The sequence below is a fragment of the Xanthomonas sp. NCPPB 1826 genome, from assembly GCF_056725285.1.
The window spans coordinates 1,641,662-1,667,739 of the sequence record NZ_CM161521.1 but is presented as its reverse complement, the minus strand read 5'-3'; the positions used below and the strand labels follow the sequence as shown (position 1 = coordinate 1,667,739).

Annotated in this window: 26 protein-coding genes and 1 other RNA gene; 16 read left to right on the top strand and 11 right to left on the bottom strand. The window is 67.2% G+C overall.

Annotation, left to right across the window (positions count from 1 at the left end; all coding sequences use genetic code 11):
* Window positions 1-58 precede the first annotated feature (58 nt).
* Genes AC1PLA_RS07210 through AC1PLA_RS07180 form a run of 7 tightly spaced genes read left to right on the top strand, consistent with a single transcriptional unit; the run spans window position 59 to window position 6,910 of the window.
* Window positions 59-1,057 (top strand): acyl-CoA desaturase, encoded by a 999-nt coding sequence (locus AC1PLA_RS07210; RefSeq protein WP_481105870.1) that lies wholly within the window; start codon window positions 59-61, stop codon window positions 1,055-1,057.
* Entirely contained in the window at window positions 1,054-2,304 is a 1,251-nt protein-coding gene (locus AC1PLA_RS07205) for an NAD(P)/FAD-dependent oxidoreductase (protein WP_039520238.1), read from the top strand. The genes AC1PLA_RS07210 and AC1PLA_RS07205 overlap by 4 nt, the downstream gene beginning before the upstream one ends.
* Window positions 2,304-3,209, top strand: coding sequence for a DUF1365 domain-containing protein (locus AC1PLA_RS07200; RefSeq protein WP_481106172.1), 906 nt, complete (start codon window positions 2,304-2,306; stop codon window positions 3,207-3,209). Before AC1PLA_RS07205 ends, AC1PLA_RS07200 begins: the two co-directional genes overlap by 1 nt.
* Window positions 3,206-4,501, top strand: a complete 1,296-nt coding sequence (locus AC1PLA_RS07195) for a class I SAM-dependent methyltransferase (RefSeq protein WP_481105869.1) — start codon at window positions 3,206-3,208, stop codon at window positions 4,499-4,501. The genes AC1PLA_RS07200 and AC1PLA_RS07195 overlap by 4 nt, the downstream gene beginning before the upstream one ends.
* Window positions 4,498-5,043, top strand: coding sequence for a DUF2878 domain-containing protein (locus AC1PLA_RS07190; protein ID WP_481105868.1), 546 nt, complete (start codon window positions 4,498-4,500; stop codon window positions 5,041-5,043). Before AC1PLA_RS07195 ends, AC1PLA_RS07190 begins: the two co-directional genes overlap by 4 nt.
* Complete coding sequence (locus AC1PLA_RS07185; protein ID WP_024940522.1) at window positions 5,040-5,822, top strand: DUF1295 domain-containing protein; 783 nt, start codon at window positions 5,040-5,042, stop codon at window positions 5,820-5,822. The genes AC1PLA_RS07190 and AC1PLA_RS07185 overlap by 4 nt, the downstream gene beginning before the upstream one ends.
* A 17-nt stretch (window positions 5,823-5,839) precedes the next feature.
* The gene (locus AC1PLA_RS07180; RefSeq protein WP_039528333.1) at window positions 5,840-6,910 is read left to right on the top strand and encodes an SAM-dependent methyltransferase; all 1,071 of its coding nucleotides are present in this window, start codon (window positions 5,840-5,842) and stop codon (window positions 6,908-6,910) included.
* 228 nt (window positions 6,911-7,138) lie between these two features.
* Here AC1PLA_RS07180 and AC1PLA_RS07175 read toward each other — a convergent pair whose 3' ends face one another.
* Both AC1PLA_RS07175 and AC1PLA_RS07170 read right to left on the bottom strand, forming a co-directional pair.
* Complete coding sequence (locus tag AC1PLA_RS07175) at window positions 7,139-7,486, bottom strand: RidA family protein (protein ID WP_047125701.1); 348 nt, start codon at window positions 7,484-7,486, stop codon at window positions 7,139-7,141.
* 11 nt (window positions 7,487-7,497) lie between these two features.
* Entirely contained in the window at window positions 7,498-8,205 is a 708-nt protein-coding gene (locus AC1PLA_RS07170) for a DUF998 domain-containing protein (RefSeq protein WP_481105867.1), read from the bottom strand.
* Window positions 8,206-8,466: 261 nt separating this feature from the next.
* Here AC1PLA_RS07170 and mprF point away from each other — a divergent pair, with 261 nt between their 5' ends.
* Window positions 8,467-11,031, top strand: coding sequence for a bifunctional lysylphosphatidylglycerol flippase/synthetase MprF (mprF, locus tag AC1PLA_RS07165; protein ID WP_102583649.1), 2,565 nt, complete (start codon window positions 8,467-8,469; stop codon window positions 11,029-11,031).
* A 534-nt stretch (window positions 11,032-11,565) separates the two neighbouring features.
* Here mprF and AC1PLA_RS07160 read toward each other — a convergent pair.
* The 7 genes from AC1PLA_RS07160 to AC1PLA_RS07130 form a co-directional block, all read right to left on the bottom strand.
* Window positions 11,566-12,939 (bottom strand): virulence factor, encoded by a 1,374-nt coding sequence (locus AC1PLA_RS07160; protein ID WP_026064579.1) that lies wholly within the window; start codon window positions 12,937-12,939, stop codon window positions 11,566-11,568.
* 69 nt (window positions 12,940-13,008) lie between these two features.
* Window positions 13,009-13,191 (bottom strand): oxidoreductase-like domain-containing protein, encoded by a 183-nt coding sequence (locus AC1PLA_RS07155; RefSeq protein ID WP_016903504.1) that lies wholly within the window; start codon window positions 13,189-13,191, stop codon window positions 13,009-13,011.
* Between the two features lie 62 nt (window positions 13,192-13,253).
* Window positions 13,254-13,862 carry an HD domain-containing protein gene (locus AC1PLA_RS07150; RefSeq protein WP_024937993.1) on the bottom strand — a complete coding sequence of 203 codons (609 nt, stop codon included), beginning with the start codon at window positions 13,860-13,862 and terminating at the stop codon, window positions 13,254-13,256.
* Between the two features lie 35 nt (window positions 13,863-13,897).
* Entirely contained in the window at window positions 13,898-14,500 is a 603-nt protein-coding gene (locus tag AC1PLA_RS07145; RefSeq protein ID WP_481105866.1) for a 2'-5' RNA ligase family protein, read from the bottom strand.
* A 256-nt stretch (window positions 14,501-14,756) separates the two neighbouring features.
* Window positions 14,757-15,212, bottom strand: a complete 456-nt coding sequence (locus AC1PLA_RS07140) for a PA2169 family four-helix-bundle protein (protein ID WP_024937995.1) — start codon at window positions 15,210-15,212, stop codon at window positions 14,757-14,759.
* A 225-nt stretch (window positions 15,213-15,437) separates the two neighbouring features.
* Window positions 15,438-15,608, bottom strand: a complete 171-nt coding sequence (locus AC1PLA_RS07135) for a hypothetical protein (protein WP_039511547.1) — start codon at window positions 15,606-15,608, stop codon at window positions 15,438-15,440.
* 171 nt (window positions 15,609-15,779) lie between these two features.
* Window positions 15,780-16,988, bottom strand: coding sequence for an MFS transporter (locus AC1PLA_RS07130; RefSeq protein WP_481105865.1), 1,209 nt, complete (start codon window positions 16,986-16,988; stop codon window positions 15,780-15,782).
* Window positions 16,989-17,234: 246 nt separating this feature from the next.
* Between AC1PLA_RS07130 and AC1PLA_RS07125 the strand changes: the two genes are divergently transcribed.
* From AC1PLA_RS07125 to AC1PLA_RS07110, 4 genes are all read left to right on the top strand, one after another.
* A complete protein-coding gene (locus AC1PLA_RS07125; RefSeq protein ID WP_026064809.1) occupies window positions 17,235-18,329 on the top strand; it encodes an alkene reductase in 1,095 nt (364 codons plus the stop codon).
* Between the two features lie 61 nt (window positions 18,330-18,390).
* Window positions 18,391-18,466, top strand: a non-coding RNA gene (locus AC1PLA_RS07120) — sX9 sRNA.
* Between the two features lie 342 nt (window positions 18,467-18,808).
* The gene (locus AC1PLA_RS07115) at window positions 18,809-19,864 is read left to right on the top strand and encodes a L,D-transpeptidase (protein ID WP_104573824.1); all 1,056 of its coding nucleotides are present in this window, start codon (window positions 18,809-18,811) and stop codon (window positions 19,862-19,864) included.
* A gap of 229 nt (window positions 19,865-20,093) precedes the next feature.
* On the top strand, window positions 20,094-20,882 hold the full coding sequence (locus AC1PLA_RS07110; protein ID WP_245230631.1) for a hypothetical protein: 789 nt from the start codon (window positions 20,094-20,096) through the stop codon (window positions 20,880-20,882).
* 117 nt (window positions 20,883-20,999) lie between these two features.
* Here the strand turns inward: AC1PLA_RS07110 and AC1PLA_RS07105 are convergent, their stop codons facing one another.
* Entirely contained in the window at window positions 21,000-21,335 is a 336-nt protein-coding gene (locus AC1PLA_RS07105; protein ID WP_039520205.1) for a zinc ribbon domain-containing protein YjdM, read from the bottom strand.
* A gap of 115 nt (window positions 21,336-21,450) precedes the next feature.
* Here AC1PLA_RS07105 and AC1PLA_RS07100 point away from each other — a divergent pair, with 115 nt between their 5' ends.
* The 4 genes from AC1PLA_RS07100 to AC1PLA_RS07085 all read left to right on the top strand — a co-directional run bounded on the left by AC1PLA_RS07100 (window position 21,451) and on the right by AC1PLA_RS07085 (window position 25,107).
* Complete coding sequence (locus AC1PLA_RS07100; protein WP_257998706.1) at window positions 21,451-22,485, top strand: cation diffusion facilitator family transporter; 1,035 nt, start codon at window positions 21,451-21,453, stop codon at window positions 22,483-22,485.
* Between the two features lie 273 nt (window positions 22,486-22,758).
* The gene (locus tag AC1PLA_RS07095) at window positions 22,759-23,232 is read left to right on the top strand and encodes an FKBP-type peptidyl-prolyl cis-trans isomerase (protein ID WP_481105864.1); all 474 of its coding nucleotides are present in this window, start codon (window positions 22,759-22,761) and stop codon (window positions 23,230-23,232) included.
* A 124-nt stretch (window positions 23,233-23,356) separates the two neighbouring features.
* Window positions 23,357-24,733 carry an Hsp70 family protein gene (locus AC1PLA_RS07090; RefSeq protein ID WP_481105863.1) on the top strand — a complete coding sequence of 459 codons (1,377 nt, stop codon included), beginning with the start codon at window positions 23,357-23,359 and terminating at the stop codon, window positions 24,731-24,733.
* 188 nt (window positions 24,734-24,921) lie between these two features.
* Window positions 24,922-25,107: a hypothetical protein gene (locus tag AC1PLA_RS07085; RefSeq protein ID WP_010366034.1), complete on the top strand. Its 186-nt coding sequence runs from the start codon at window positions 24,922-24,924 to the stop codon at window positions 25,105-25,107.
* An 86-nt stretch (window positions 25,108-25,193) separates the two neighbouring features.
* Here AC1PLA_RS07085 and AC1PLA_RS07080 read toward each other — a convergent pair whose 3' ends face one another.
* A complete protein-coding gene (locus AC1PLA_RS07080) occupies window positions 25,194-26,078 on the bottom strand; it encodes a DUF4097 family beta strand repeat-containing protein (protein WP_481105862.1) in 885 nt (294 codons plus the stop codon).

Here is a 26,078-nt window from a genome sequence, read left to right as displayed (position 1 = left end):
TGCATCTGTTTGCCGGCGGCGTCCGTAAAGGGTCACGACTACACACGGAGAACCACGCGTGCCGAGTACTGGCTTTGACCCACATGCCGCGCCGCCGCAGCCTGCCGACACCCGCCGTCGCGGGTGGCTCGCGGTACGCACCGGCAGCCTGCGTCGTTGGGTGGATTCGCAAACCGACGAGCCGCTGGACGAGGCACGCGCAGACCGCATCGACTGGCTGCGCGCCCTGCCCTTCATCGCGCTGCACCTGGCCTGCCTGGCGGTGTTCTGGGTCGGTGCGTCCTGGTTCGCAGTCGGCATGGCGGTGGCCTTGTACGCACTGCGCATGTTCGCGCTGACCGGGTTCTATCACCGCTATTTCTCGCACCGCGCGTTCAAGACATCGCGCGTGCTGCAGTTCGGGTTCGCGGCCATCGGCGCCACCTGCGTGCAACGCGGGCCACTGTGGTGGGCCGCGCATCATCGTAACCATCACCGCCATACCGACACCGGCCGCGATCCGCATTCGCCGGCGCAGCACGGCTTCTGGTGGAGCCACACCGGCTGGTTCCTGACCCCGCGCAACTTCCGTACCGATTGGGAGGTCATTCCCGACCTGCGTCGCTTTGCCGAGCTGCGCTTCCTGGACCGCTTCGACATCGCGATGCCGGTGCTGCTGGCGACCGGACTGTACCTGCTCGGCGACTGGCTGGCGGTTGCCGCGCCCGCGTTGAAGACCACCGGTGCGCAGCTGCTGGTGTGGGGCTTTGTGATCTCCACCGTGGCCTTGTTCCATGCCACCTTCACCATCAATTCGCTGGCGCACCGCTTCGGCAGCCGGCGCTTCGACACCCGCGACGACAGCCGCAACAACTGGCTGCTGGCACTGCTCACCTTCGGCGAGGGCTGGCACAACAACCATCATTTCTTTCCCGGCTCCGCGCGCCAGGGCCTGCGCTGGTGGGAGTACGACGTCACCTGGTACGGGCTCACCGCGATGTCGTGGGTGGGCCTGGTGTGGGACCTCAAGCCGATGCCGAAGTCGCTCACCCAACGTGCCGAGCGGGTGAGCCGATGAGCGAGGGCAGGATTGCCGTGGTCGGCAGCGGGATCGCCGGCCTGGGCGCAGCGTGGCTGTTGTCGCGCCGCTACGAAGTCACCTTGTTCGAGGCCGCCGATTATCTAGGCGGGCATACGCATACGCACGACATCCAGCTGGACGGCCAGCGCTATGCGGTGGACAGCGGCTTCATCGTGTTCAACCCGCAGCACTATCCGCTGCTCACGCGCATGTTCGCCGAACTGGACGTGGCCGCGCAGCCGACCACGATGAGCTTTTCGGTGCACGATGCGCGCAGCGGGCTCGAATACAACGCCGGCAGCCTGGGTGGGCTGTTCTGCCAGCGCAGCAACCTGCTCAGCCCGCGCTTCTGGGGCATGCTGGCCGACCTGCGCCGTTTCTACCGGCAGGCACCGGCGGTGCTGCACAGCGAGGAGCGCTTCAGCACGCTGGGCGCGTATCTGCAGCGGCATGGGTACTCGGACGCGTTTCGCGACCAGCATCTGGTGCCGATGGCCTCGGCGTTGTGGTCATCGCCCTCGCAACGCATCCTCGAATTCCCGATGGGCCAGCTGATCGGCTTCATGGCCAATCACCACATGCTGCAGCTCAGCGGGCGTCCGCAATGGCAGGTGGTGCGCGGCGGCTCCAACAGCTACGTGCGTGCGCTGCGTCGGCGCTGGCAGGTGCTCGAGCGCCTGTCCACGCCGGTGCATGCGATCCGGCGCGCGCCCAACGGCGTGGTGCTCAGCTCCCTGCGTGGCGAGGAGCACTTCGACAACGTGGTGCTGGCCTGCCATGCCGACGATGCCCTGGCCTTGCTCAGCGACGCCACAGCGGCCGAGCAGCAGATTCTGGGCGGCATCACCTACCAGGACAACGACACCGTCCTGCACACCGACGCCAGCGTGCTGCCGCGCGACCGCCGCGCCTGGGCAGCGTGGAATGCGCATGTGCCGGCCGACCCGCAGGCGCCGTGCACGGTGAGCTACTGGATGAACGCCCTGCAGTCGATCGATGCGCCGCAGCCGTTCATCGTCAGTCTCAATCGCGACCACGACATCGCCCCGGACAAGGTGCTGCGACGCATGCGCTACCGCCACCCGGTGCAGAATGCGGCCGCGCTCGCCGCGCAGACGCGCAAGGCCGAGATCCAGGGCCTGCAGCACACCTGGTTCGCCGGCGCGGCATGGGGCTTCGGCTTCCATGAGGACGGCCTGCGCAGCGGCGTGGACGTGGCCCGTGGCCTGGGAGTGGACTGGTGATGCAGCTGCTGCGCGAAGCCAGCCCCGATGCGGTACCGCTGCCTCCGGGCGAGGACAGCGGTGCCGGCAGCGTGGCGGGCACACTGCGCAGCGCGATCTACACCGGCTGGGTGCGGCACCGTCGGTTTGCGCCCAGAGCGCTGGCGTTCCGCTACCGGCTGTTCCTGATGTACCTGGATCTGTCCGAGCTCGATGCGGTGTTTGCGCGGCGTTGGCTGTGGTCGGTGGGGCGCGCCAACCTGGCGCAGTTCCGGCGCAGCGATTATCTCGGCGATCCGAACGTTCCGCTGGACCAGGCCGTGCGCGATTGCGTGCAGACCCAGACCGGCGAGCGCCCCGATGGCGCGATCCGCCTGCTCACGCATCTGCGCTACTTCGGCCACGTGTTCAATCCGGTCAGCTTCTACTACTGCTTCGATCGCCACGGTGGCCTGCGCTGGATCGTTGCGGAAATCACCAATACGCCCTGGCAGCAGCGCCACACCTACGTGCTGCCGGTCGCGCAGGCGCGCACGCATCGCGACGTGCATGCCTGGCGCTTCGACAAGCGCTTCCATGTTTCACCGTTCATGGGCATGCAGCACCAGTACGACTGGCGTTTCAGCGTGCCGGATGCGCAATTGCGCGTACATATGCAGGTGTTGGATGCGCCCGGCGGCGATACGCCGGCCACTCATCCTGACCCCGATGGCGCAGGCAGCGAGCGCGGCGCGCGCCGCTTCGATGCCACCCTGGTCCTGCAACGCCAGCCGCTCAACGCACGCACCCTGGCGCGCACGCTGCTGGCCTACCCCTTGATGACCGTGCAGGTGGTGCTGGCCATTCACTGGCAGGCCCTGCGCCTGTGGCTACGCGGCAACCCCGTCCACGATCACCCTCATCCGCCTGTGCGAGAACCCCGATGAACGCCACGTCCCTGCCCGACACCGCTACGCCGCGCGCGGCCTCCTGGACGGACCGCCTGTTGCGCAAGCGCCTGCTGGCCACGCTCGGCGAGCTGCGCAATGGACAGTTGCAGCTGCACGAAGCCGACGGCGTCACCACCCTCGGCAACGCCAGTGGTGCGGATGCGCTGCAGATGCAGTTGCGCGTCATCGACCCCGGCTTCTATCGCCAGGCCGCGCTCAATGGCAGCGTCGGTGCCGGCGAGTCGTACATGGACGGGCAATGGCAATGCGACGATCTGGTCGCGTTGATGCGCCTGCTGCTGCGCAATCGCGAGCGCCTGGATGCGATGGAGACCGGCACCGCGCGGCTGGGCGGCTGGGCGATGCGCAGCCTGCATGCGTTCGCACGCAATACCCGCAGCGGCAGCCGGCGCAACATCGCCGCGCATTACGATCTGGGCAACCCGTTGTTCCGCCTGTTCCTGGACGAGAACCTGATGTATTCCTCGGCGATCTTCGTCGAGGGCGAAGAGGCCCAAGGCGAGGCCGCACTGGAGCGCGCAGCCACACGCAAGCTCGAACGCATCTGCCAGAAGCTGCGGCTCGGCCCGCAGCACCACGTGGTGGAAATCGGCACCGGCTGGGGCGGCTTTGCGCTGCACGCCGCACGCGAGCATGGCTGCCGCGTCACCACCACCACCATCTCGCGCGAGCAGTTCGAACTGGCGACCCAGCGCATCGCCGCGGCCGGCCTGAGCGACCGGGTCAGCGTGTTGCTGCGCGACTACCGCGATCTGGACGGGCGCTACGACCGGGTGGTGTCGATCGAGATGATCGAGGCGATCGGCCATCAGTATCTGGACACCTATTTCGCCAAGGTCGGCAGCCTGCTGGCCGACGATGGCGAGGCGCTGATCCAGGCCATCACCATCGAAGACCATCGCTATGCGCAGGCGTTGCGCTCGGTGGACTTCATCAAGCGGCACATCTTCCCCGGCAGCTTCATTCCGTCGGTGGCGGCGATGACCGGCGCGATCGCACGCGCCAGCGACCTGCGCCTGTTCAACCTGGAAGACATCGGGCCGAGCTACGCGTTGACGCTGCGCGCCTGGCGGCAGCGCTTCATGGCGCAGCTGCCGCAGGTGCGCGCGCTCGGCTATGACGAGCGTTTCATCCGCATGTGGGAGTTCTACCTGGCCTATTGCGAAGCCGGTTTCCTGGAACGCTCGATCGGCGATGTGCATCTATGGCTGAGCAAGCCGGGCGCACGCCCGCCGCAGTTCGTGCCCGGCCTTCCCGTTCACGCATGAAGCAGCTCGGCAACTATCTGGGCCTGCAGGTGCTGTGGCTGGTGGCCGTCAGCGCGGCCGCACAGGCGCGCGTCTGGCCTACCCTGCTGGTACTGGCGCTGTTCGCGCTGTATCAGCTGTGGCCGTCGCGGCGTGCGCCGGGCGATCTGCAGTTGCTGGTCGCCGCGCTGTCGCTGGGCTTGCTGCTGGACACCACGCTGGCCGCCGCAGGCTGGGTGCGTTATGCCGCACCGTGGCCGGGCACCCTGCTGGCGCCGGCCTGGATCCTGGCGTTGTGGCTGGGCTTTGCGCTCACGCTCAATCATTCGCTGGCGTCGGTGATGCAGCGGCCGTGGCTGGCGGTGCTGCTGGGCGCGATCTTCGGGCCGTTTTCGTACTGGTTGGCGCAGCGCAGCTGGCAGGCGGTGCAATTCCAGCAGCCGCAGCTGCATGCGGCGGTCGCGGTCGGCATCGGCTGGGGCGTGGCCTGCGGTCTGTTGTCGCTGTATGCACGCCGCCTCGCGCGACCATCGCCTGAACACCTGAGGGGAGAACTGCAATGAATGCCTGGCCGCTGCTGCATGTGGGCGTGTTTGCGAGCGTGGTGATGGTGATCGGCTGGCTGTGGCAACGCCGCAGCGGCAATGCCGGCCCGGTCGACGTGCTGTGGGCCGCGTGCCTGGCGGTGGCGGCGCCGTATTGCGCATGGATGTCCGATGGCGCGCTGCTGCCGCGCGTGCTGGTCGGCGTGCTCGGCGGTGTCTGGGGCGCGCGCCTGGCGTTGCATCTGGGCGTGCGCGTGTTCGGCGACCCGCACGAAGATGGCCGTTATCGCGCCCTGCGCGAGCACTGGAACGGCGACCAACGCAAATTCCTGGGCTTCTTCCTGGCGCAGGCGGTGGTCGTGGTGCTGTTTTGTGTGCCGTTTCTGGCCGCTGCCAGCAACCCGACTCCGGCCTGGAGCGTGTGGAGCACGCTGGCGATTGCGGTGTGGTTGATCGCGGTCGGTGGCGAAGCCCTGGCCGACCGGCAACTGTCTGCGCACAAGGCCAACCCGGCCAATCGTGGCGTCACCTGCCGCAGCGGCTTGTGGCGGTATTCGCGCCATCCCAACTACTTCTTCGAGTTCGTGCACTGGTTCGCCTATCTGGCACTGGCCGTCGGTGCCGGGCCGTGGCCGCTTGCCCTGGCTGCGCTGGGGCCGGTGGTGATGTTCGTATTCCTGTATCGCTTCACCGGCATTCCCTACACCGAGCAGCAGGCGCTGCGCTCGCGTGGTGAGGACTACGCGCAATACCAGCGCAGCACCAGCGCGTTTTTCCCACTTCCCCCTTCGTCCTGAGTCGCCTGGAGAGTCGTATGTCCACCGTCACCGTCCCGCCCTCCTCGCTGCCCGAAGAATCCTTCGCCACCCGGCTGGCCGAATCCGGCGTCCTCCCCGACGCCGCATTGCGTTACGGCATCCGCCGGCTGTGCGCGCAACGCCTGCGCGATGAGCGCACCGGCGGTGCCGACGCCAGCGGCGAACGCCAACGCGCCTTCATCGACAGCCTGCGTGCCAGCGCCATCGCGATCGAAACCGATGCCGCCAATCGCCAGCACTACGAATTGCCGCCGCAGTTCTTCACCCTGTGCCTGGGCCGCCGGCTCAAGTACAGCAGCTGCTACTGGGACGCCACCACGCCGGATCTGGATGCGGCCGAAGAACGCATGCTGGCGCTGTACGGTGAGCGCGCCGAACTGGCCGATGGCCAACGCATCCTGGAGCTGGGCTGCGGTTGGGGCTCGCTGACCTTGTGGATGGCCGAGCGCTATCCCGGCGCCACCATCACCGCGGTGTCCAACTCGCGTCCGCAGCGCGCGCACATCCTGGAGCAATGCCGGGTGCGCGGATTGAGCAACGTGCAGGTCATCACCGCCGACGTCAACGCGCTGGCGCTGCCGCCGGGCAACTTCGACCGCGTGGTGTCGGTGGAGATGTTCGAACACATGCGCAACTACCGCGAGCTGCTGGCCCGCGTCGGCAGCTGGCTGGCGCCAGGCGGCAAGCTGTTCGTGCATATCTTCTGCCACCGCGACCTGGCCTATCCGTTCGAAGTGGCCGGCGAAGACAACTGGATGGGACGGCATTTCTTCACCGGCGGGCTGATGCCGGCGGCCGATACCCTGCTGCATTTCCAGCAGGACGTGGTCATCGAACAGCGCTGGGTGCTGTCGGGCGAGCATTACGAAAAAACCGCCAATGCCTGGCTGGAAAATCAGGACCGCCACCGCGAGCAGATCATGCCGCTACTGCGGCAGACCTATGGCGACGATGCGCAGCGCTGGTGGCAGCGCTGGCGGATGTTCTGGCTGGCCTGCGCCGAGCTGTTCGGTTACGACCAGGGCCGCGAGTGGGGCGTGGCGCATTACCGCTTCGTCAAACGCTGATTACGCACGCGCGCGCATCGAAACGACGAGGCGGCCCGCGTGAGTGAAGCGCGACATGTCGGCGTTCCACTCATGGGGTGCGCCGACAAGCGCGCTGGCGATCCTGCCAAGCAAACGTGTGAGCGGTTCTTCGCCGCTGTCGTCCACCAACGCTGCGCTGCATGTCCGAGCGCATGCGCGCAGATGACACGGCGTCGGCGCGCGATCGAGCCGCGCGCCGCGCTGCGATCAGCTCGCCGCAGCGGTGATCACGATTTCCACCTTCCATTCCGGCCGCGCCAGTCTGGCTTCGACCGTGGCGCGCGCCGGGGTGAAGCCGTGCGGCACCCATTCGTCCCAGGCCTTGTTCATGCCGTCGAAATCGGCGATGTCGGCCAGGAAGATTTCCGCACGCAGGATCTTGGTCTTGTCGCTGGCCGCCTGCGCGAGCAACTTGTCGATTTCACCCAGCACCTGGCGGGTCTGCCCGGTGATGTCTTGGCTGGTGTCTTCGGCAACCTGGCCTGCCAGGTAGCACACGCCGCCATGGACGGTCATTTCCGACATCCGCGGACCCGCATCGAATCGCTGCAGCATTTTCAGACTTCCTACGGTTGATTGACCCGGGCATTGTCCCGCGAATGCGGCAAACGTGCAGCCCCGGCGCGCATGTGCTGCGCCAACCACGCCCCCACCCGCACCATCCAGGCCACGATCAACACGATGGCGCTCTTCTGGCTGATGCCCAGCGGCGCGCTGGTGACCGTGACGTGGAACAGCAATACCGCAAATGCGCACAGCCCCAGGCCGAACGCGGCGGCGAAGTGGCCTTGCCACATCCGGTCGCGGCGGAAGTACCAGGACTGCAGCAACACCGCCGCGATCACGCACAGAAACGTCATGTCGGCCGAGAGCAGGTGCACCGGCATCGCCGCATCGGGCGCCAGCTCCGGCATCCAGCTATCGCCGATCGACACCATGCACAGGCCCACCGCCGCCGCCCAGAACAGCCCCACCACGGTGCGGCTGCGCGCGGGCAGTGCAAGTGCCGCATGCAGGCCCAGCGCCATCCACGCCATCGCGGCAGCCAGCACGCAATAGGCCGTGCGCAACAGCAGGCCATAGGCGCCGTGCAGATACGCGCTCAGCTGTGCGTCGATCCAGTCCAGATCGCCGCGCAGCCATTGCAGCAGCAGGATCAAGGCGATGAAGGCCAGGCCCGTGCAGGCGGCGACTGCGCCGGCCTGCCCGGCCCAGCGTGGCGGGCGGGCCGACCCGGGTGGCATCGCAGTGCCGCTGTTGTGTTGATCTTCCATCAGCAGCCTGTCTGTGTTGCAACAGTCATCGTGTCCATATCGGTCTCCTGCGGCACGTGGGCGCGGCGATGCCCTATGATGCGCGCGGCCGTCCTGAGCCGACACCTGTCGGCGCGACCGAACCCTGCGTTCACCTCATTCGGCATCCACGCGATCACCCTGCATGTACCTTGACACCGACCGGCCCATGCAGAGCAACCGCCCGCGCGGCACGCACCGTGCATGTGCCCTTCTTCCCCTTCAGCAGATCCCGTTTCCCTCATGACGGATACCTCCGTGTCTTCCCAAGCGCCGGCCAGCGGCTGGCGCCGCGCCTTGCCGGTGATCATCAGCCTGGCAATCCTGGCAATGGCGCTGCACGCGCTGTCGGGGCAATTCACCGACCATGGCTATCGGCAGATCCGCCAGGCCTTCCGTGCACTGGGTGCCGGCCAGATCGCGCTCACCCTGTTGCTGGGCTTGAGCAGCTACGCCTGCCTGGTCGGCTTTGACTGGGTCGGGCTCAAGCGCACCGGCAAGCGGCTGCATCCGGCGCGCGTGGGCATCACCGCCTTCATGGCGCATGCGGTGGGGCAGACGCTGGGCTTTGCCGCCCTGACCGGCGGCGCGGTCCGCCTGCGCGGCTATGGCAGCGTCGGGCTGACCCTGGCCGAGATCGGCCAAGTGGTGCTGATGAGCACGCTGGGCTTCGTCTTCGGTGCCTGGGTGTTGCTTGGCCTGGCGCTGCTGCTGGAACCGGAAGCGGCTGCACGTGCATTGCCGATCACCGCAGAAGGCATTCGTATCGCCGGCATCGCCTTGCTGGTCGGCTACGTCGCGATGCTGGGGCTGGTCGGCAGACAGGGCCGCGAATTCGGGATCCGCAGTCATCGCTTCTGGCTGCCCGACCGCACCACGGTGCTGGGCGTGACCGCGCTGAGCGTGGTCGAGCTGGGCCTGGCGGCCGCCGCGTTCTACGTGCTGCTGCCGCCGGACCCGGGCACCGGCTACTTCGGGTTTATCGGCATCTGGCTGGTGGCGGTGGTCGCCGGGCTGATCTCCACGGTGCCGGCCGGCCTAGGCGTGTTCGAGTGGAGCCTGCTCAAGCTGCTGCCGCATGTCACCCCCGCCGCGGTGCTGGCGGCCGCGCTGGCCTACCGGGTCACCTACTACATCGTGCCGCTACTGATCTCGGTGGCGATGGCGGCAGCCTCCGGCCTGGGCGCACCGGTGCGCGCCAGCGCCAGCACTGCACGCACGGTATGGAAGGCCTTGCGCCCGTGGTTGCCGCAAATCCTGGCGTTGGCGGTGTTTGCAGTGGGTGCGGCGCTGGTCATCGACGGCACCTTGCCCACCCCGCGTGCGCGCCAGGAAGTGGCGCCGCTGCCGCTGATCGAAACCTCGCATCTGCTGGTCAGCCTGGGCGGCATGGTGCTGCTGCTGATCGGCCAGGGCCTGCAACGCCGCAGCCATGCGGCCTGGGTGCTGGCGCTGGGCGTGTGCATCCTGCTGCCGCCGCTGTCGCTGTTGCGCGGCAGCCATATCTCGGTGTCGTTGTCGGCGGCACTGGCCGCAGTGGCGCTGTGGGCGGCACGCCGCGAGTTCTACCGCCAGGGCGCGCTGCTGGACGAAGCCTGGTCGTGGCGCTGGCTGAGCAATCTTGGCCTGGTGCTGGTGGCCACGTTCTGGCTGCTGTTCTTCGTCTACAGCCACGTCGAATACAGCAACGACCTGTGGTGGGAGTTCGCCACCTCGGCCAACGCGCCACGTGCGCTGCGCGCGGCGCTGATCCTGTGCGTGGGCGTGATCGTGTTCGGCATGGCGCGCCTGCTGCGTGGCGGCCGCCGCCCGATGCCGTCCGCCGATGCGCAGACCCTGCAGACGCTGGCGCCGATCCTGGCCATCAGTACCGACACCCAGGCCTGCCTGGCGCTGACCGGCGACAAGGCCTTCCTGCTCGACGAGCAGCGCCGCGGGTTTGTGATGATGCAGCGTTACGGCGGCTCGCTGATCTCGATGGGCGACCCGGTCGGCCCGCCCGAGGTCGCGCGCGCACTGATCTGGCGCTTCCGCGAGGAGGCCGACCATATGGGCCTGCGCCCGGTGTTCTACCAGGTCGGCGAAAAATACTGGCAGACCTACCTCGACATGGGCCTGACCCTGGTCAAACTGGGCGAAGAGGCGATCGTGCCGCTGGAAGGCTTCACCCTCGAGGGCCGCGACCGCGCCGATCTGCGCCAGGCCTGGAACCGCGGCAAGCGCGGCGGCCTGACCTTCCGCATGCTGCAGCCCGAACAGGTGGACGCGGTACTGCCGCGTCTGTCCGAAGTGTCCGAGCAATGGCTGGAAGAAAAGTCCGGCGAAGAGAAGGGCTTCTCGCTGGGCAGCTTCGATGCGGACTACCTGCGCCGCTTCCCGGTGGCAGTGGCCGAGGCGGAAGGCGAAATCGTGGCCTTCGCCAACGTGTGGTGGGCGCCGGCCGGCGGCGAGCTGTCGGTGGACCTGATGCGGCACAGCGCACAGGCACCCAAGGGCACGATGGATTTCCTGTTCATCGAGCTGTTCCTGTGGGGGCAAGCCAACGGCTATACGCGCTTCTCGCTGGGCATGGCGCCGTTGTCGGGCCTGGCCGAGCATCGCCTGGCCGGCCGCTGGAATCGCTTCGCCAGCCTGGTCGCACGTCATGGCGAGCGTTTCTATGGCTTCAGCGGCCTGCGCCGCTTCAAGTCGAAGTTTGCCCCGACCTGGCGCCCGCGTTATCTGGTCGCGCCCGGCGGCATGCATCTGCCGGCGGCACTACTGGATGTCACCCGATTGATCTCGGCGGATCCGGGCCGGCAGGAGTAAGGCCGCTCAATACCTGCGGTTTTACGCGAATGCCTCGCTCTGCTGCGGGCGCTTGCACGTGTGCCTGAAGGCATTGCCTGCCGATCAGCGCTAGCAGTATCGGGAGCGTGGTGCCGCGTCCGGTGGCGGGACCGTGTGGCGACATGGATGTCGCCACCGAGCCTCCAGGGATGGATTCACGGCGTGTCCCGGCACCGGATGCGGCGCCGCGCCGCCGACCAGCTCCGCACACCGATCAATCTTGCGCACGACATCTGGCGTTCCACGCGAATGCTTCGGTCTACTGCGGGCGCTTGCACGCGTACCGGCGTGGGACACGCCGCAAGTACGTCCGTGTAGGCTCTGGCGCGGCATCCATGCCGCTCGAGGTCCCACGCCGGTACCCGCGCAAGCACCACCGGTTGTTGTGGGTTGCGGAAAGAAATGCCGGGGGCCTGCAGGGCTGCAGGGAGCCAAACCGAATGGTGACAACCAGGTCGTTGACCTGGTTCGGCCTGGAGTTGGGCCGAACCAGGTCAGACATGCCGCGCTCGCTTACGGCTTCGACAGCGCGTGCAGCTGCTCCATGATCACTTTGGCCAGGGTCGCGTAATCGCCCTTGAAGTGGTGATCACCCGGCAGCGCGACCCGCTTGGCGGCCTGTGCCGACAGGCTTGGGCAGAGCGCGTCCTGATCGTCCTGGCCGTAGATGCACACGGTGGTGCCGGCGGGCAGCCGCTGCACTTCCGGCGCGATCGGCAGGCCTTCGTCGTCCGAGCCCAGCCAGTTGCTGACGTGGAATTCGTAATCGGCCAGCTTGCCCACCGACAACAGCGCGGTCATGCGCAGGTTCTGCTTGGTCTGCGCCGGTAGCTTGTTGATCGCGGCCGGCAACACGTCCGCGCCCTGCGAGAAGCCGATCAGCACCACCCGCTGACGTTGCCAGCGCTGCGCATAGAAACGCGCGATGCGATCCAGATCGGTGGCAAAGCCCTGCGGTGTGCGCTCGGTCCAGAAGTAACGCAGCGAATCCAGGCCGACCACCGGGATGCCCTGCGCGGCTAACGCATCGGCCACCTCTTCGTCCAGACCTGCCCAGCCACCGTCGCCGGAGACGAAGATCACGAAGGTGTCGTCGTCGCTGTCGCCATCGGGCTTGGCCGGCAGCTCCACCACCGGCAGATCTTCCAGCCCGCCCGGTGGCGGCGGCAGCGCCACGCCCTTCTGCTCGCCCAGCGAACGTGCCGCCGCGCGCAGGCCCGGCAGGATGTCGCCCTGCGCCGAACGCGTGAACGTGCGTGCCTGCGGCACCTGCTTGAGGAAGCCGTCTTCGGCCGCGGCCGGGCAACGCTTGTCCTGGCTGCCGGCAAGCACCCAGGGAATCTGCAACGGCACCGGCAGCAGCGTGTTGCTGCCCGGGCGCACGCCCGGCTGGCAGATCGCCTGGTCGGACACCGTCGCCGGGCACAGCCCGTCGGTCAGCACGCCGGCCAGCACATGCGGCTTGGCTTGCGCCGCGATCGCATAGGCCAGCGCAGCCCCCTCGCCGTCGCCGACCAGCAGCGGCAGGCGGTAGGTGGGGATGTGGTAGAAGGCCTGCACGTAGCGCGAGAAATTTTCCACATCGCCGACCGAGAACGCGCAGGTACCGCCGGCCTTGCGCAGCACCGCGTACAGATGCGCGGTATCCACCATCGCCACCATCGCGCCATCGGCACGCAGGCTTTCTGCCTGGGTCTGGCGCTTGACGTTGTTGCCGGTGCCGGTCAGCCAGATCACCACGCGCTGCGGCTCGCCCTTGGGCATCAGCACCGGCACCTGCTCGAAGCGGCCGTGGCTCACTGGCTGCGTGGTCTGCGCAGCCGCCATGCCCGATAGCGTCAACACCGCCGCGCCGCAGAGCGCGCTCCACATCTCAAGTCGTCGCATGTCGCACCATCGGGAAAAGTGGTTCAAAGATAATCGTTCCAGGCGGCCACGCGAAGCGCGGCGCTTCGCTTATCGCGCATGTGCTCGCTGACGCGCTTCCCAGGCGGCCAAGGCCTGCCGGTAGCGCGCCAGGTCTTCCGCGTAAAGATCGTGCACGCACAGCGGGCAACCGCTTTCGCAGCACTCGTTGGGCGCAGGCGGCTCGGGCGGCTGCGGGCGTGGATCGTGATCGGAAGCTGCGCGGTCGTGCATGCGCGCATTGTAGCGTGCGCCACGGCTGCGCCTGGATGAACCACGGCGCGCAGCGTGCCAGGTCAGCGCCCCAGTCGCCGGCGCAGATTGGCCCGCGCCGCAGCGTCGCAGCGCGCATGGAAGTAGTCGCTCAGGAAGATGCGCGGACGCTCGAGCAGGCCGGCCAGAAAGCGCCTGCGGTTGAGCCGAAACAGCAGGCTGGGGACATGCCCACGGTATTCAGCGGCAATGCCCTCGTCATACGCATCGAACACCGCTGCCGGTGCGGCCAGGATCGCCATGTCGCAGTCCAGGAACAACGCCGCTTCGGCGTCCACGTCCGCCGGCTGCAGTTGTCCGTGGCGTGCGGTGAGCAGAATCAGGCGCTGCACGCGCTGCAGATCCACCGATGCCTGCGGCCACCAGCGCGGGATGCAGTCCACCGCCCAGTTGGCGGATTCCGCCTCGTTGTCGCTGCGTCCGGGCTGATACACCGCATCGTGAAACAGCACCGCCAGCCAGACCTCGACAGGCTGCTGCCAACCCGGCCCTGCGGCGACCTCGGCGTAGTGCTGCAGCAGCGCACGCACATGGCCGAAGTGGTGATAGGCACGCGGTGGCGTGGCATAGGCCTGTTCGAGCGCGGCCAGGTGCTCGGGCTGCAATGGCAATGGTGTGGTGGTGGCATCCATGCACGCAGGCTACCGCGTACGCCTCTGCCTGCACATCAGCGCAGCGCCCACTGCCCTTCGATCTGGTAACGCGACTGGCCCAGGAAGCTGCGCACCAGCGCGAACTCGCGCACTGTCCACGCCAGCGCATCGCAGCGCCGTTGCGGCAATGACTGGTTGCAATACAGCAGCGTCATGTGCGGCGTGTACTGCGCGTCGCCGGCAATGCCCGCATGCGCCAGCTGCCGGCCCAGCGCGCCCTGCAGTTCGTACAGCCCGCGCACCTTGTCTTCGCCACGCAACACGCATGGCAGCTGCGAGCGCCGTCCACCAAAGGTGCCAACCCGATCGAACTCCACCTCGAACGCATCCAGCATCACGCGCTCGGCTGCCTGACTGGCGCGGCTCACCAGCGAAGGCGGCAAGCCGCCCGCGTAATCGCCCAGATGATGCAAGGTCACATGCAAGCGCTCGCGCGCCAGCGGCTTGCCGTCGACATGACCGTTGTGCAGCAGCCCATCGGCGATTGCCGCGGCGCGTTGGGCGGTGGTCGCATCGGCCATCACCGCAAAGAAAAGCCGCTCGGTGGTCTTCTCCTCACCAAGGCCAAGCGACAACTGCGCCTCGGCCGAAGACAGGTACAGGAACTGCTGTTTCATGGGCTGATTCCACGACCGCGTACGCGGACCTGCCGGAAGAAGGGCGGCGGATACTAGCAGACCAAACGCATGCGTGGCACGCATTCACCATCAATGTAAAAACGTGGAACGCGTGTAATGCGTGGAACAACAATCGCGCAGCATTGGCCACCTGCGACACAAAAAGAAACGGGCAGCTTGCGCTGCCCGTTTCCGCCTTTATCGGTTCACTCCGCAAGCTGCATCACCTGGATGCGCCTGGGGTCACGCGCGCAGCTTATGCGGCGTTCTTCATCGCATGCTTGCGGTTACGCATTACGTCGTGGCATGCGCGCACTTCCGGCAGAAGACGCAGTGCGGCATCGCGTGCGGCGGCCGGGGTGTCCTGGTCGGCGATGGTTTCGTCGAATGCCTTCAGCAGACGGTCTTCGGACTCTTCCAGCTCGGCAACGTAGCCATACTTGGTATCGCCCAACGTGGCGCGCACCTTGCCGTAGAACTGCTGCATGCTGCCGACCATGGTGCCGCTGGTTTCCGGCTTGCCGCCGACCGACGCAACCACACTGCTCAGATTGCTGACGATGTCGGACTTCACGCCGGCGATGCGGCGGAACAACGTTGCAAGTTCCGCATCACCCACCTTGGCGGCCGCTTCTTCGTAGAAGTCCTTGCCGTCACGGGAAATGGCGATGAGGTCGTTGAGGCTATGCTCGGTCTTGCTCTGAATGCTCATGTGTCGCTCCTGGTTGCGATGGGCCAGCGCTGCGCAAGTTGTGGATGCGTTTGCGCTGGCTTTCGGGGATGAGGCAATCGATGTGCTGATTGCATGCCTTTGCGTTGTGTACGGCCCTAGCTTGGCGGGATACACATAATCGACATGTGAGTGATGTGGTGATTGTCCTCACGCGATCATGCAGGCAATGAATGGCGATTCATCGATGCCAAGAGCAGGTCAAACCTACTTTGGCTGCCGGCTCGCCCACATATTGTCGACCAGGTTGGGATAGGGACGACCGGCCTCCTCGGCGCGCTGCTTGGCAGCGGCTTTTTGGCTTGCGGTCAGCGGCGTGGAGGCGGATTTACCCTTGGGCTTGCCGCGCTTCCAGGGCGGTGGCGTGTGTTCGGTCATGGCGCTGTACGGTCCGCTTGCAGTGGAGCATGCAGTCTCGACGTGCGCTCGTGAGTTGGCCGTGGATATGGCCTTGCGTCCGGTACGGACCAACGTCGCAACCAGCACGCCATCTGCCAGCTCTGCCACTCATCACTCTAACTGCAGCAGGCAGTCGAGGCCGGCAGCGCCTCAGTAGCTCGCCAACGACGCGCGCTGGCGGCGCTCCTGCCAGACCGCCAGCGCATACACCAGCAAGCCGCCCAGCGCAGTGGCCGCGCCCACGTAGCCTGTCGAGGTCCATCCCCACCCGGCCGTGATCGCCATACCGCCCAGCCACGGGCCCAGCGCATTGGCGGTATTGAACGCGGCATGGTTGGATGCCGCTGCCAGGGTCTGCGCCTCCGCGGCCACATCCATCAGACGCGTCTGCAGTGCAGGTGCCAGTGCGCCCATGGTGCCGACCGCCACGATGGACACGAAGACCCACAGGCCCGACTGCGCAGCCAACGGAAAGGTCAGCATCACCACCACCGACCACACCAGCAATACCGGCACCGCGCGGAACTGCATGCGGTCGAACAGCCAGCCGCCCAGGATGCTGCCGAGCACGCCGCCGACCCCGAACGCCACCATCGCCAGCGGGATCCGCGCCGGCTCCACGCCGGTCACCGCGGTCAGGGTGGGCGCCAGATAACTGAAGACGCAGAACATGCCGGAAAAACCCACCGCGCCGATCGCCAGGGCCAGCCATACCTGCGGCTGATTGAACGCGCGCAGCTCACGCAACGGCTGTTGCCGCGGCTCGTCCGGCGCAGGCGGCAGGCGCGCCGCCACTGCCGCAACCGTGCACAGCGCAAGCACCGACACCGCCGCATAGGCCCACCGCCAGCTCACGATCTGGCCCAGCCAGGTCGCCAACGGATTGCCGACCAGCAAGGCGATGCTCAGGCCCAGCAACACCCGGCCCACCGCAGTGGCGCGTTGGTTGGGCGGGCTGATCGACGCGGCCACCAGTGAAGCAACGCCGAAGTACGCGCCATGCGGCAAGCCGGCGATGAAACGGCACAGCAACATCGTGTGATAGCTCGGCGCCAGTGCACTGGCCAGATTGCCCAGCGCGTAGAACACCATAAGCAGCAGCAACAAGGTGCGCCGCGGCCAGCGCGCGCCAATGATCGCCAGCAACGGCGCACCGACCACCACGCCCAGCGCATAGGCGCTGATCACGTGGCCGACCTGCGGCTCGCTGATCTGCAGGCCCTGCGCAATCTGGGTCATCAGGCCCATGGTGGAAAATTCGCTGATGCCGATCGCAAAGCCGCCCATCGCCAACGCAAACAGGATCAGCACGTAATCGCGCCGTGACACGGGCGGCGTTGAAAGATCGGTATCGGACATGCCCGACTCCAGAATGACGGGGCGGCTTATTATTGTGCAACGCAGCAATCGACGGAAGCACGGCGCCTGCTGCGATTCAGCGCCAAGCCCCGGCACGTCACAGTCTGGCCGCTTTCGACGCGCCAGGAGACGCTGTGTCCTATCGCTATCGCTCGAATCCGCTTTGCTCCGCCACCATCGCTAGGGGGCACTCGCGATCGGCGCGGTGTCGCGCCTGGCGCGTGATCCACACCCAATTGGTTGCTGATGTCCAAATCCACTGAATCCCCGTTGTTCTCCCCCGTGCGCCTGGGCGCGCTGGATCTTGCCAACCGCGTGATCATGGCGCCGCTGACGCGCAATCGCGCCGCCGCCGGGCAGGTGCCCTCGCCGCTCGCCGCCGAGTACTACGGCCAACGCGCCAGTGCCGGCCTGATCGTGGCCGAGGGCACGCAGATCAGCCCGCTGGGTCAGGGCTACCTGGATACGCCCGGCATCCATACCGCCGAGCAGGTCCAGGGCTGGCGTGCGGTCACCGATGAGGTGCATCGCCGTGGCGGCAAGATCGTGCTGCAGTTATGGCATGTGGGCCGCGTCTCGCACACCAGCGTGCTGCCGCCGGGCGAATCGCCGGTCGCGCCCAGCGCCATCCGCGCCGAAGGCAAGACCTACACCAAGGACGGCTTCCAGGATGTCTCCGAGCCGCGTGCGCTGGCGCTGGACGAAATCCCCGCTTTGATCGAGGACTACCGCATCGCTGCGCGCAACGCCATCGATGCCGGTTTCGATGGTGTGGAAGTGCACGCGGCCAACGGCTACCTGCTCGACCAGTTCCTGCGGGACGGCTCCAACCGGCGCACCGACGCGTACGGCGGCGACATCGAAAATCGCACCCGCCTGCTGACCGAAGTGGTGCAGGCGATCGCCGACGAGATCGGCGCCGAACGCACCGGTGTGCGGCTGTCGCCGGTCACACCGGTGTACGGCATGCATGACTCCGATCCGCAGCCGCTGTTCGAACGTGCGGTGGAGCGTCTCAACCTGATCGGCGGGCTGGCCTTCGTGCACGTGATCGAAGGCGCAACCGGCGGTGCCCGCGACAACGTCGCCTTCGACTATGCCGCGCTGCGCGCAAAGTTCGACGGCGCCTGGATCGCCAACAACAGCTACGACAAGGCGCTGTCCGACCACGCCATCAACAGCGGTTACGCCGATGCGATCGCCTTCGGCCGGCCGTTCATCGCCAACCCGGATCTGGTGCGTCGCCTGCGCGAGAACGCCCCGTTGGCCGAGCTCGACCAGGCCACCCTGTACGGCGGCGGTGCCAAGGGCTACACCGACTACCCCGCCCTGCCGAACTGAGCGCGGCTGCAAGACGCCTGCGCTCACCGCCAGGCAGGCGCGGCCGATGTCCGGAATCGGGATGTACCACGCGTACATTCCGGTTGCTGCGCGCCGTCCGCACTCACCTGACGCCTGCTCGCTCCGTTTTGTCAGCCGCACCAGGTCTCGCCGCCACAGCGGATCGACCGGTCCGCACGCGCACGTTGGACATGAGCACGTCGCCGGCCCGGTATTTCGTGCAAGCGCGATACGCATCCCTTGCCCGATCGCCTAGCGCTAGGCGGCGGCCATCGTGCATCTGCCAACTCAATCGTTGAACCGGCGCGCAAGGCCAGGCGCTTGTGCGTGTATTCGCCCCAGGCTCGGCGAATACGCAAACGCGTACACAGCACGCCCCCCTCGCAACGCGGATGCCTTCGCAACGTAGCCATACCGGTAGCAACCACATGACGCGTACACCCGGCCCCGCTAGGATCGTGCCGACACTGCCCTCTGGAATGCCGATGCGGCCCCTGCTCACTGCCATTGTTTTTTGCACGCTGCTGGTCTGCGGGCCAGCGCTTGCGGTGCCGTTCTGGGGCGCGCGCCAGTCCAGCCCTGCCGAAACGGCGCCGGCCGACCTCAAGCCGGGCGAATGGATCTGGGGCGGCGTCAGCAAGGGCTGGGGGCCGATGGCGGTGATTGTCAGCCTCACCGAGCAACGCGCGTATGCGTATCGCAACGGCATCCTGATCGGCGTTTCCACCATCAGCTCCGGCAAGCCCGGGCACGAGACACCGACCGGTGTGTTCACCATCCTGCAGAAGGACAAGGACCACCGCTCCAACCTCTACAACGCCGCGCCCATGCCCTATCAGCAACGCCTGACCTGGGACGGCGTGGCCCTGCACGCAGGCGGCCTGCCCGGTTACCCGGAATCGCATGGCTGCGTGCATCTGCCGTCGGAATTCGCGCGGCTGCTGTTCGACAATTCCAACATGGGCATGGTGGTGGTGGTCGCGCAGGCCGGTGTGGATGCGGACGCGGTGGTGCATCCCCGTGCGCTCAGCCCGATCGACCCGGCCACCGGCGCGCAGCGGGCATTGCTGCCGCTGCCCAACGGCCAGAGCTTTGCATGGCAACCGGCGCTGGCACCCACCGGCCCGATCTCGATGCTGGTCAGCAGCAGCGATCAGCAACTGGTGGTGTATCGCAACGGCGTGGAAATCGGACGCGCGCAGGTGGCGTTGCGCGCGCAGACCGGCGCCGCGCCGCTGGGCACGCAGGCGTTCATCGTCGGCCAGGGCTTCCTGCCTGGCGAAGTGCCCGGCTTGCCCGGTCAACGCATGCCCAACTGGATGCGCATCGGCATCCCCGGCAGCAGCGCCGCGGCAGGACAGCCGCTGGATGCCGACACCATCGCGCGGCTGCAGGTGCCGCCGGCATTCCTTGCCGGCCTGCTGCCGCTGCTGACGCCTGGTGTGGTGCTGGTGGCCACCGACCAACGCATCCTTCCCGAAACCACCGGCGGCAAGCTGCAGGTGCTGGATTCGGACCCGCCCGAGGCGCCCTGAGCGCAGGCTGCGCCGCGTTATCACGGCGGCGAGTTGCAAGCTGCGCGTGAGCTCGCGCGCACATGCGTGCAGCCCAGCATCGGCATGCACTCGTATGCGCTGGCGGTGCCGAGCACTGGCCGCCCGCCCGGCGTCGTTGAGCGCGCGACCCGACGCGCGTTGCTGCGATTGTCAGCGCGACCTGCTTGGCAGATGATGCGGACATCCCTCATTGCCAAGGATGTGCGTGATGCGTTTACTCACTGCGGTTCTGCTCGGCAGCACGCTATTCGGTTACGCGTCATCCACCGCAGCGGCCGAGTCGCTGCGCCCTGCCGCACCAAACGCCGAATGCCTGGATGCGCGCAAGGTGACGGAGCTGCATCAAGCCGATCCGCGCACACTGGCAGTGGCCGAACAGGGCGGGCGGCTGTTCCGCATCAGCCTGGCGCAGGACTGCCCGCTACTGGCCGCACAAGCGGATGCGAGCCTGCTGGCGGCGCACGGCTGGGTCTGCAACGGTGCGCCGGCATACGTGAGCTCGGGCCAGCAGCACTGCGCGGTCAGCCAGATCGCCACACTGAGTGCGCGCGAATACGCCAGTGCGGCACGACAACGCGACAGCGGCATTCCGACCCTGGACGGGGTCAGCGTGCGCGAAGCGCGCCGGCGCAATTTCGCCGGCTCGTCCAGCTACTGCTTCAATCCCAGCATGCTGCGTTCGTGGTCGGAAGACGGCCAGGGCCTGGTGGTGGAAGTCTCGCCACGTCACCCCGGCACGCATCGCCACTACCGTGTCGAACTGATGGACAGCTGCCGAGAACTCAGCGGCGCGCCGCCGATCCGCTTCGTCTCCGGCATGGGCCTGAATGCGATCTGCGGCAATCCCGGCGACAAGGTCGATGTGCTCGACGAAATGGCGCTTGCCGGCGCGGCTGCCGGATCCGGCCAGCAGGGCGATCTGAGCACCACGCGTGGCGGCCTGGCCGCGCGGATGCGCCAGAGTTGCACAGTGGCGGCGGTGTATCCGCGCGATTGAGCATGCCGCAACGTAGGAGCGCGCGTGCGTGCGATGAGGCGGTATCGATACCGCTTCATCGCGCGCAAGCGCGCTCCTACACACGCTGCAGGCGGTGTTGCAGCCTCCGCAACAGCCTCAGGCCTTGCGCAGGAAACAAGTCTTCAGCACCAGGCCCTTGATCTTTTCCGAATTGCCTTCGATGTGCTCGGCATCGTCCTCGACCAGGCGGATGTTGCGGATCAGCGTGCCCTGCTTGAGCGGAATCGATGAGCCCTTGACCTTCAGGTCCTTGATCACGGTCACCGTGTCGCCGGCCTGCAGCAGGTTGCCGTTGCTGTCGCGCACCACCGTCGCAGTCGCGGCGGACTCGCCCGCGCTCCATTCGAAGCCGCAGTCTGCGCAAATCAGCAACGCGCCATCGGCATAGGTATTGTCCAGGCCACATTGCGGGCAGGCGGGAACGGAAGACATGCGATTCCTAGGTTCAAAATGGGCGTGGATTGTAGCCTCCCGGCCGCGCGATCACGTCTCCGGCACGGCGCCGGCGCGATAGTGCAGCGCTTGTCGAATGCCCTGCAGGTCGCACGTGCCCAACCCATCGGTTCCCCAAGCCCCCGGCGCTGCGCCAGGATCCACCGCGCCTGCGGCTGGCAAACCGGGCGCGGCAAAGAAAACCGGCTCGCATCTGGTCGTCTATGTCGCGCTGGCCGGCAACCTTGCCATCGCGATCGCAAAATTCATCGCCGCAGGCATTTCGGGCAGCTCGGCGATGCTCAGCGAAGGCGTGCACTCGCTGGTGGACACCGTCAACGAAGTGCTGCTGCTGTATGGCCTTCGCCGCGCCGCGCAGGCCCCCTCGCCGACCCATCCGTTCGGCTACGGGCGTGAGCTGTACTTCTGGAGTTTCATCGTCGCGCTGCTGGTCTTCGCGATGGGCGCAGGCGTGTCGCTGTACGAGGGCATCGTGCATCTGCGCAATCCCGAGCCGGCCAAGAGCCATCTGCTCGCCTACATCGTGCTCGGTGTATCGATCGTGTTCGAAGGCATTTCCTGGGTGGTGGCGCTGCGCGAATTCCGCGCCAAGAAGGGCCGCATGGGCTATTTCCAGGCATTCCGGCAGAGCAAGGATCCCAGCACGTTCACCGTGCTGCTCGAAGACAGCGCCGCCTTGATCGGTTTGTTCATGGCGGTGCTTGGCCTGGCCGGCGCACAGCTGCTGGACATGCCCGAACTCGATGGCATCGCCTCGATCGGTATCGCCTGCGTGCTGGCCTTCACCGCATTCCTGTTGGCGCGCGAAACCAAGGGCCTGCTGATCGGCGAACCCGCGCATGCGCACGTCACCGAATCGCTGCTGCGCATTGCCGCCAGCGATCCGGATGTGCGCGCCGCCAACGGCGTACTGACCATGCAGATGGGGCCGAACCAGGTGGTTGCCGCGTTGAGCGCCGAGTTCGAAGACAGCCGCACCACGCCACAGATCGAAGCCTGCGTCGGGCGCATCGAAGCGGCCGCCAAGCGTCAGCACCCCGAGCTCACCGCGCTGTTCATCAAGCCGCAGACGCCGGAAACCTGGCACGCGCGCCGCGCCCAGATCGAACGTGGCGCCGAGAAGGATTAGCGCACGGCAGGGCGTGGAATGCGTGCATCGCCACGCGGCCAAACGCCGCGCGTGACGCGCATCGATCGGCTCATCTTCGCACCGACGCATCGCGCAGGAAGCAGCTGCATCGCAGCGGTGACATCGTCACCACCAAGCTGATCCTCGCCCTAACCGCAGCCCCGGCTGCGGTTGCATCATCCGGGTCGATTGCCTACGGTATGCGGGCACCACCTCTTGGCGTCGTGAGTCAGCCGACGCATCCCACTCGATCACAAGTCATGGAGGTTTCCGATGGAAATCAGCCAGGGTCGCGTTGCGACCATTCATTACACCCTTTCCGACGACAGCGGCCAGGTCCTGGACCGTTCGACGCCGGACACGCCATTGAGCTACCTGCACGGCGCCGGCAACATCGTGCCCGGCCTGGAACAGGCGCTGGACGGCAAGCGCGTCGGCGAGACACTCACTGCCGATGTCGTGCCCGAACAAGGCTATGGCCCGCGCCATGAGCAGTTGATCCAGCAGGTGCCGCGCAAGGCGTTCCCGACCGATGTCGAGGTCGTGCCGGGTGTGCAGTTCGAGGCGCGCACCCAGCAAGGCCCGGTGCTGGTCACCGTCACCGAGGTGGGCCCGGAGCAGGTCACCGTCGACGGCAACCATCCGCTGGCCGGGCAGACCCTGCATTTCGCGGTCGAAGTCATCGAGGTGCGCGAAGCCACCACCGAAGAACTGAACGAAGGCCAGGTCGCCAGCGTCGCGGCCTGATGGGGTGCGCCGCGTGCCTGCGGGCATGCGGCAGTTCGGCTGCTGCGACGTCCGAACGCAGCGCGATGGGCGTCGCCGGCGGCAGAAGTAGTAAAGTGCGCGGCCCGCTCACAGGCCCGCTTGCATGAAACTCGGCATCGACTTCGGTACCAGCAACTCCGCCGCTGCGGCGATCGTCGATGGCCAGGTGGTACCGGTGCGCTTCGGCGAGGCCCTGCAGTTCCGCACCACGGTGTATTTCCCCGAGACCATGCGCGACCCGGACGATTTCAGCCTGACCCCGGCGCTGGAGTACGAAGTCGAACGGCTGATCGACTCCGGCCGTCGCGACGCCGCCGCGGCTGGCCGCACGTCCAGCAACGACAGCCTGCGCCGCGACGCGATCCGCATCGTGCGCCGCCAGTGGATGGAAGAGCAGGTGCGCGAGCCGCGCAGCTCCGCCGCCCTGCTGCAGAACGCGGTCTACGGCGACGAAGCGCTGGATGCATATTTCCTGGAAGGCGAAGGCAGCCTGGTGCAGAGCCCCAAATCGATGCTGGGCTATAACCTGCATCCGCGTGCGCGCCAGACCATCACCGGCATCGCCACGCATGTGCTGGAACACATCCGGCTCACTGCCTCGCGCCAGTTCGACTTCAATATCCGCAGCGCCACGCTGGGCCGCCCGGTGCAGTTCCGCAGTTCCATCGGCGAGGCCGGCAACGCGCAGGCGCTGGAGATTCTGCAGACCGCCGCCATCGCGGCCGGCTTCGACAGCGTGGATTTCCTCGAAGAACCCGCAGCGGCCGCGATGCATTACCACGTCAGCCACGACAGCCGTCACGACACCGTGGTGGTGGACATCGGCGGCGGCACCACCGACATCGCCCATGCCAGCGTCGGCGGCAGCGCCGCGCCGCAGGTGCACCGCGCCTGGGGCATCGCGCGCGGCGGTACCGATATCGATCTGGCGCTGAGTCTGGCCGCCTACATGCCGCTGTTCGGCCGCGGCATCACCCGCGTGCCCACCCACCATTACGTGGAGGCGGCGATGGTGCAGGACATGACCCGCCAACGCGAATTCCGCCTGCACAAGTACCAGGACGTCCCTGCCCCGTTCGACAAGCGCCTGCAGGCGCTGCAGGACACCGGCAACACCGCGCGCCTGTACCGCGGCGTGGAAGCCTGCAAGATCGCGCTCAGCGAGCGCGACCAGCACCAGGCCGGGCTGGACTTCATCGAACGCGGGCTGGAGGTGGAGGTGCAGGCCAGCGCGCTGGTTGCGTCCGCTTCCAGCTACCTGGGCGAACTGGAAGGCTTGCTTGCACAGGTCCGTGCCGACCTGGACGCGCCGCCGGCCACGCTGTTCCTCACCGGCGGCATGTCGCGTGCCGGCTATATCCGCGACACGGTGGCAGCCGCGTTCCCGGAATCGCGCCTGGTGCAGGGCGATCCGTCCTTCGGTGTGGTGCAGGGCCTGGCCTGGGCGGCGGCACGCCAGGCCCGTCCGTCGGACGGTTAGGCAACGCGGGCGCCTATCCGTTACAATGCACGGTTGCTGCACACCGCTTAGCCGGCTTGTCAGCAAGGCACGCTTGCCGTGCCGCCGCGATTGCGCACCGAACGCGACCGCACTTCTCGACACCGCTTCCGCGCGCGCCACCCTAGCCGCACGCGGTGTCATCGCACTTCCCCGCTACAGGAGGCCACATGGCACGTCCCGCGACCAAGCAGAAATCCCAGCCCAGCATCGCTCGCAGCGAAGGCAAGTCGCAGCCGCTCAGTCGTGAGCGCATCGCTGCCGACATCGCCGCGTTCCGCAAGACCGGCGGCCGGATCGAAGTGCTCACCACCAACTTCGGCCCTGCGCGTAACGATGGCGACAAGATCGCCTAAGCGTCACCCGCCACAAGCCGAAGCGTTGTACCGACGTGCCACCGCAAGGTGGCACGTTCGTTTCCGGCCGCAGTTGGCGCAGCCGCTCAGTTGCCGTAATCGATGCGCACCGAACCGGAATGCGACTCGAGCTTGATGTCACCATTGCCGGCACCCAGCCGGGTTCTCAGGCTCTTGCCCGGGCCGTACTCCGGCCGCTCCACCTGCCCGGCCACCGAACGGATGTCGCCGCTGAACACCTCTACCTGCAGCGCTGCCGACACGTTGCGCGGCACGCCCAGGCTGATCGCGCCACTGACGCTCTCTGCAGCGATGCTGCCGCCCGGCGCCAGACCGGCCACCGTCAGCGCCGTTGCGCCGGACACGCTCTCGGCGCGCAGCTGCGATACCTGCCCCGCGCCGACCCGGATCTGGCCGGAAACGGACTCGACCGACACTACGCCGCTGGCGCCGGCCGGCGCATCGATCTGCCCGCTGACCGTGCCCAGGCTCAGCCGTGCGCTGGCCACCGTGCTGCGCAGCGCGCCGCTGACGGTTTCCAGTTGCGCTTCCCTGGCGCGTCCGGCTGCGACCACGTTGCCGCTGACCGACTTGAGCTGCAACCGCGCCAGATCGACCTGATCGACATCCACCGAGGCACTCACCGCCTCCACCTCCAGCAGCGCCGCGCGCGGAACCCGCAGCTCCAGTTGAGCCCCCCTGCTGTTGCGGTTGCTACGCGGGTAGATCACCTCGAACTGCAGCCGGTCCGGACTTTCATCCACCTCCAGGCGTTGCCCTTCGCCCAGGGTACCGGTCAGCGCCACGTCGTCGCGGTCCCAGCCGCGCACGCGGATCTGCCCGGCGATGTTGTCCAGCTCCACGCGCCCGCCGCGCGTTAGTGGATGACTCTGCTTCACGGTGGTCTGCGCTGCCGCCGGCAGTGCGCAAAACGCAATCAGCAACAACACGGATAGATGGGCGTAACGCAT

Bases quoted from the DNA above. Each gene is read 5' to 3' on its own strand.
- AC1PLA_RS07115 (WP_104573824.1), top strand. From the start codon at position 18,809: ATGCCGATGCGGCCCCTGCTCACTGCCATTGTTTTTTGCACGCTGCTG.
- AC1PLA_RS07095 (WP_481105864.1), top strand. From the start codon at position 22,759: ATGGAAATCAGCCAGGGTCGCGTTGCGACCATTCATTACACCCTTTCC.
- AC1PLA_RS07195 (WP_481105869.1), top strand. From the start codon at position 3,206: ATGAACGCCACGTCCCTGCCCGACACCGCTACGCCGCGCGCGGCCTCC.
- AC1PLA_RS07175 (WP_047125701.1), bottom strand. From the start codon at position 7,486: ATGCTGCAGCGATTCGATGCGGGTCCGCGGATGTCGGAAATGACCGTC.
- AC1PLA_RS07145 (WP_481105866.1), bottom strand. From the start codon at position 14,500: ATGAAACAGCAGTTCCTGTACCTGTCTTCGGCCGAGGCGCAGTTGTCG.
- AC1PLA_RS07140 (WP_024937995.1), bottom strand. From the start codon at position 15,212: ATGAGCATTCAGAGCAAGACCGAGCATAGCCTCAACGACCTCATCGCC.
- AC1PLA_RS07135 (WP_039511547.1), bottom strand. From the start codon at position 15,608: ATGACCGAACACACGCCACCGCCCTGGAAGCGCGGCAAGCCCAAGGGT.
- AC1PLA_RS07105 (WP_039520205.1), bottom strand. From the start codon at position 21,335: ATGTCTTCCGTTCCCGCCTGCCCGCAATGTGGCCTGGACAATACCTAT.
- mprF (WP_102583649.1), top strand. From the start codon at position 8,467: ATGACGGATACCTCCGTGTCTTCCCAAGCGCCGGCCAGCGGCTGGCGC.
- AC1PLA_RS07110 (WP_245230631.1), top strand. From the start codon at position 20,094: ATGCGTTTACTCACTGCGGTTCTGCTCGGCAGCACGCTATTCGGTTAC.
- AC1PLA_RS07160 (WP_026064579.1), bottom strand. From the start codon at position 12,939: ATGCGACGACTTGAGATGTGGAGCGCGCTCTGCGGCGCGGCGGTGTTG.
- AC1PLA_RS07150 (WP_024937993.1), bottom strand. From the start codon at position 13,862: ATGGATGCCACCACCACACCATTGCCATTGCAGCCCGAGCACCTGGCC.
- AC1PLA_RS07090 (WP_481105863.1), top strand. From the start codon at position 23,357: ATGAAACTCGGCATCGACTTCGGTACCAGCAACTCCGCCGCTGCGGCG.
- AC1PLA_RS07080 (WP_481105862.1), bottom strand. From the start codon at position 26,078: ATGCGTTACGCCCATCTATCCGTGTTGTTGCTGATTGCGTTTTGCGCA.
- AC1PLA_RS07155 (WP_016903504.1), bottom strand. From the start codon at position 13,191: ATGCACGACCGCGCAGCTTCCGATCACGATCCACGCCCGCAGCCGCCC.
- AC1PLA_RS07125 (WP_026064809.1), top strand. From the start codon at position 17,235: ATGTCCAAATCCACTGAATCCCCGTTGTTCTCCCCCGTGCGCCTGGGC.
- AC1PLA_RS07130 (WP_481105865.1), bottom strand. From the start codon at position 16,988: ATGTCCGATACCGATCTTTCAACGCCGCCCGTGTCACGGCGCGATTAC.
- AC1PLA_RS07200 (WP_481106172.1), top strand. From the start codon at position 2,304: ATGCAGCTGCTGCGCGAAGCCAGCCCCGATGCGGTACCGCTGCCTCCG.
- AC1PLA_RS07205 (WP_039520238.1), top strand. From the start codon at position 1,054: ATGAGCGAGGGCAGGATTGCCGTGGTCGGCAGCGGGATCGCCGGCCTG.
- AC1PLA_RS07180 (WP_039528333.1), top strand. From the start codon at position 5,840: ATGTCCACCGTCACCGTCCCGCCCTCCTCGCTGCCCGAAGAATCCTTC.
- AC1PLA_RS07190 (WP_481105868.1), top strand. From the start codon at position 4,498: ATGAAGCAGCTCGGCAACTATCTGGGCCTGCAGGTGCTGTGGCTGGTG.
- AC1PLA_RS07085 (WP_010366034.1), top strand. From the start codon at position 24,922: ATGGCACGTCCCGCGACCAAGCAGAAATCCCAGCCCAGCATCGCTCGC.
- AC1PLA_RS07185 (WP_024940522.1), top strand. From the start codon at position 5,040: ATGAATGCCTGGCCGCTGCTGCATGTGGGCGTGTTTGCGAGCGTGGTG.
- AC1PLA_RS07170 (WP_481105867.1), bottom strand. From the start codon at position 8,205: ATGGAAGATCAACACAACAGCGGCACTGCGATGCCACCCGGGTCGGCC.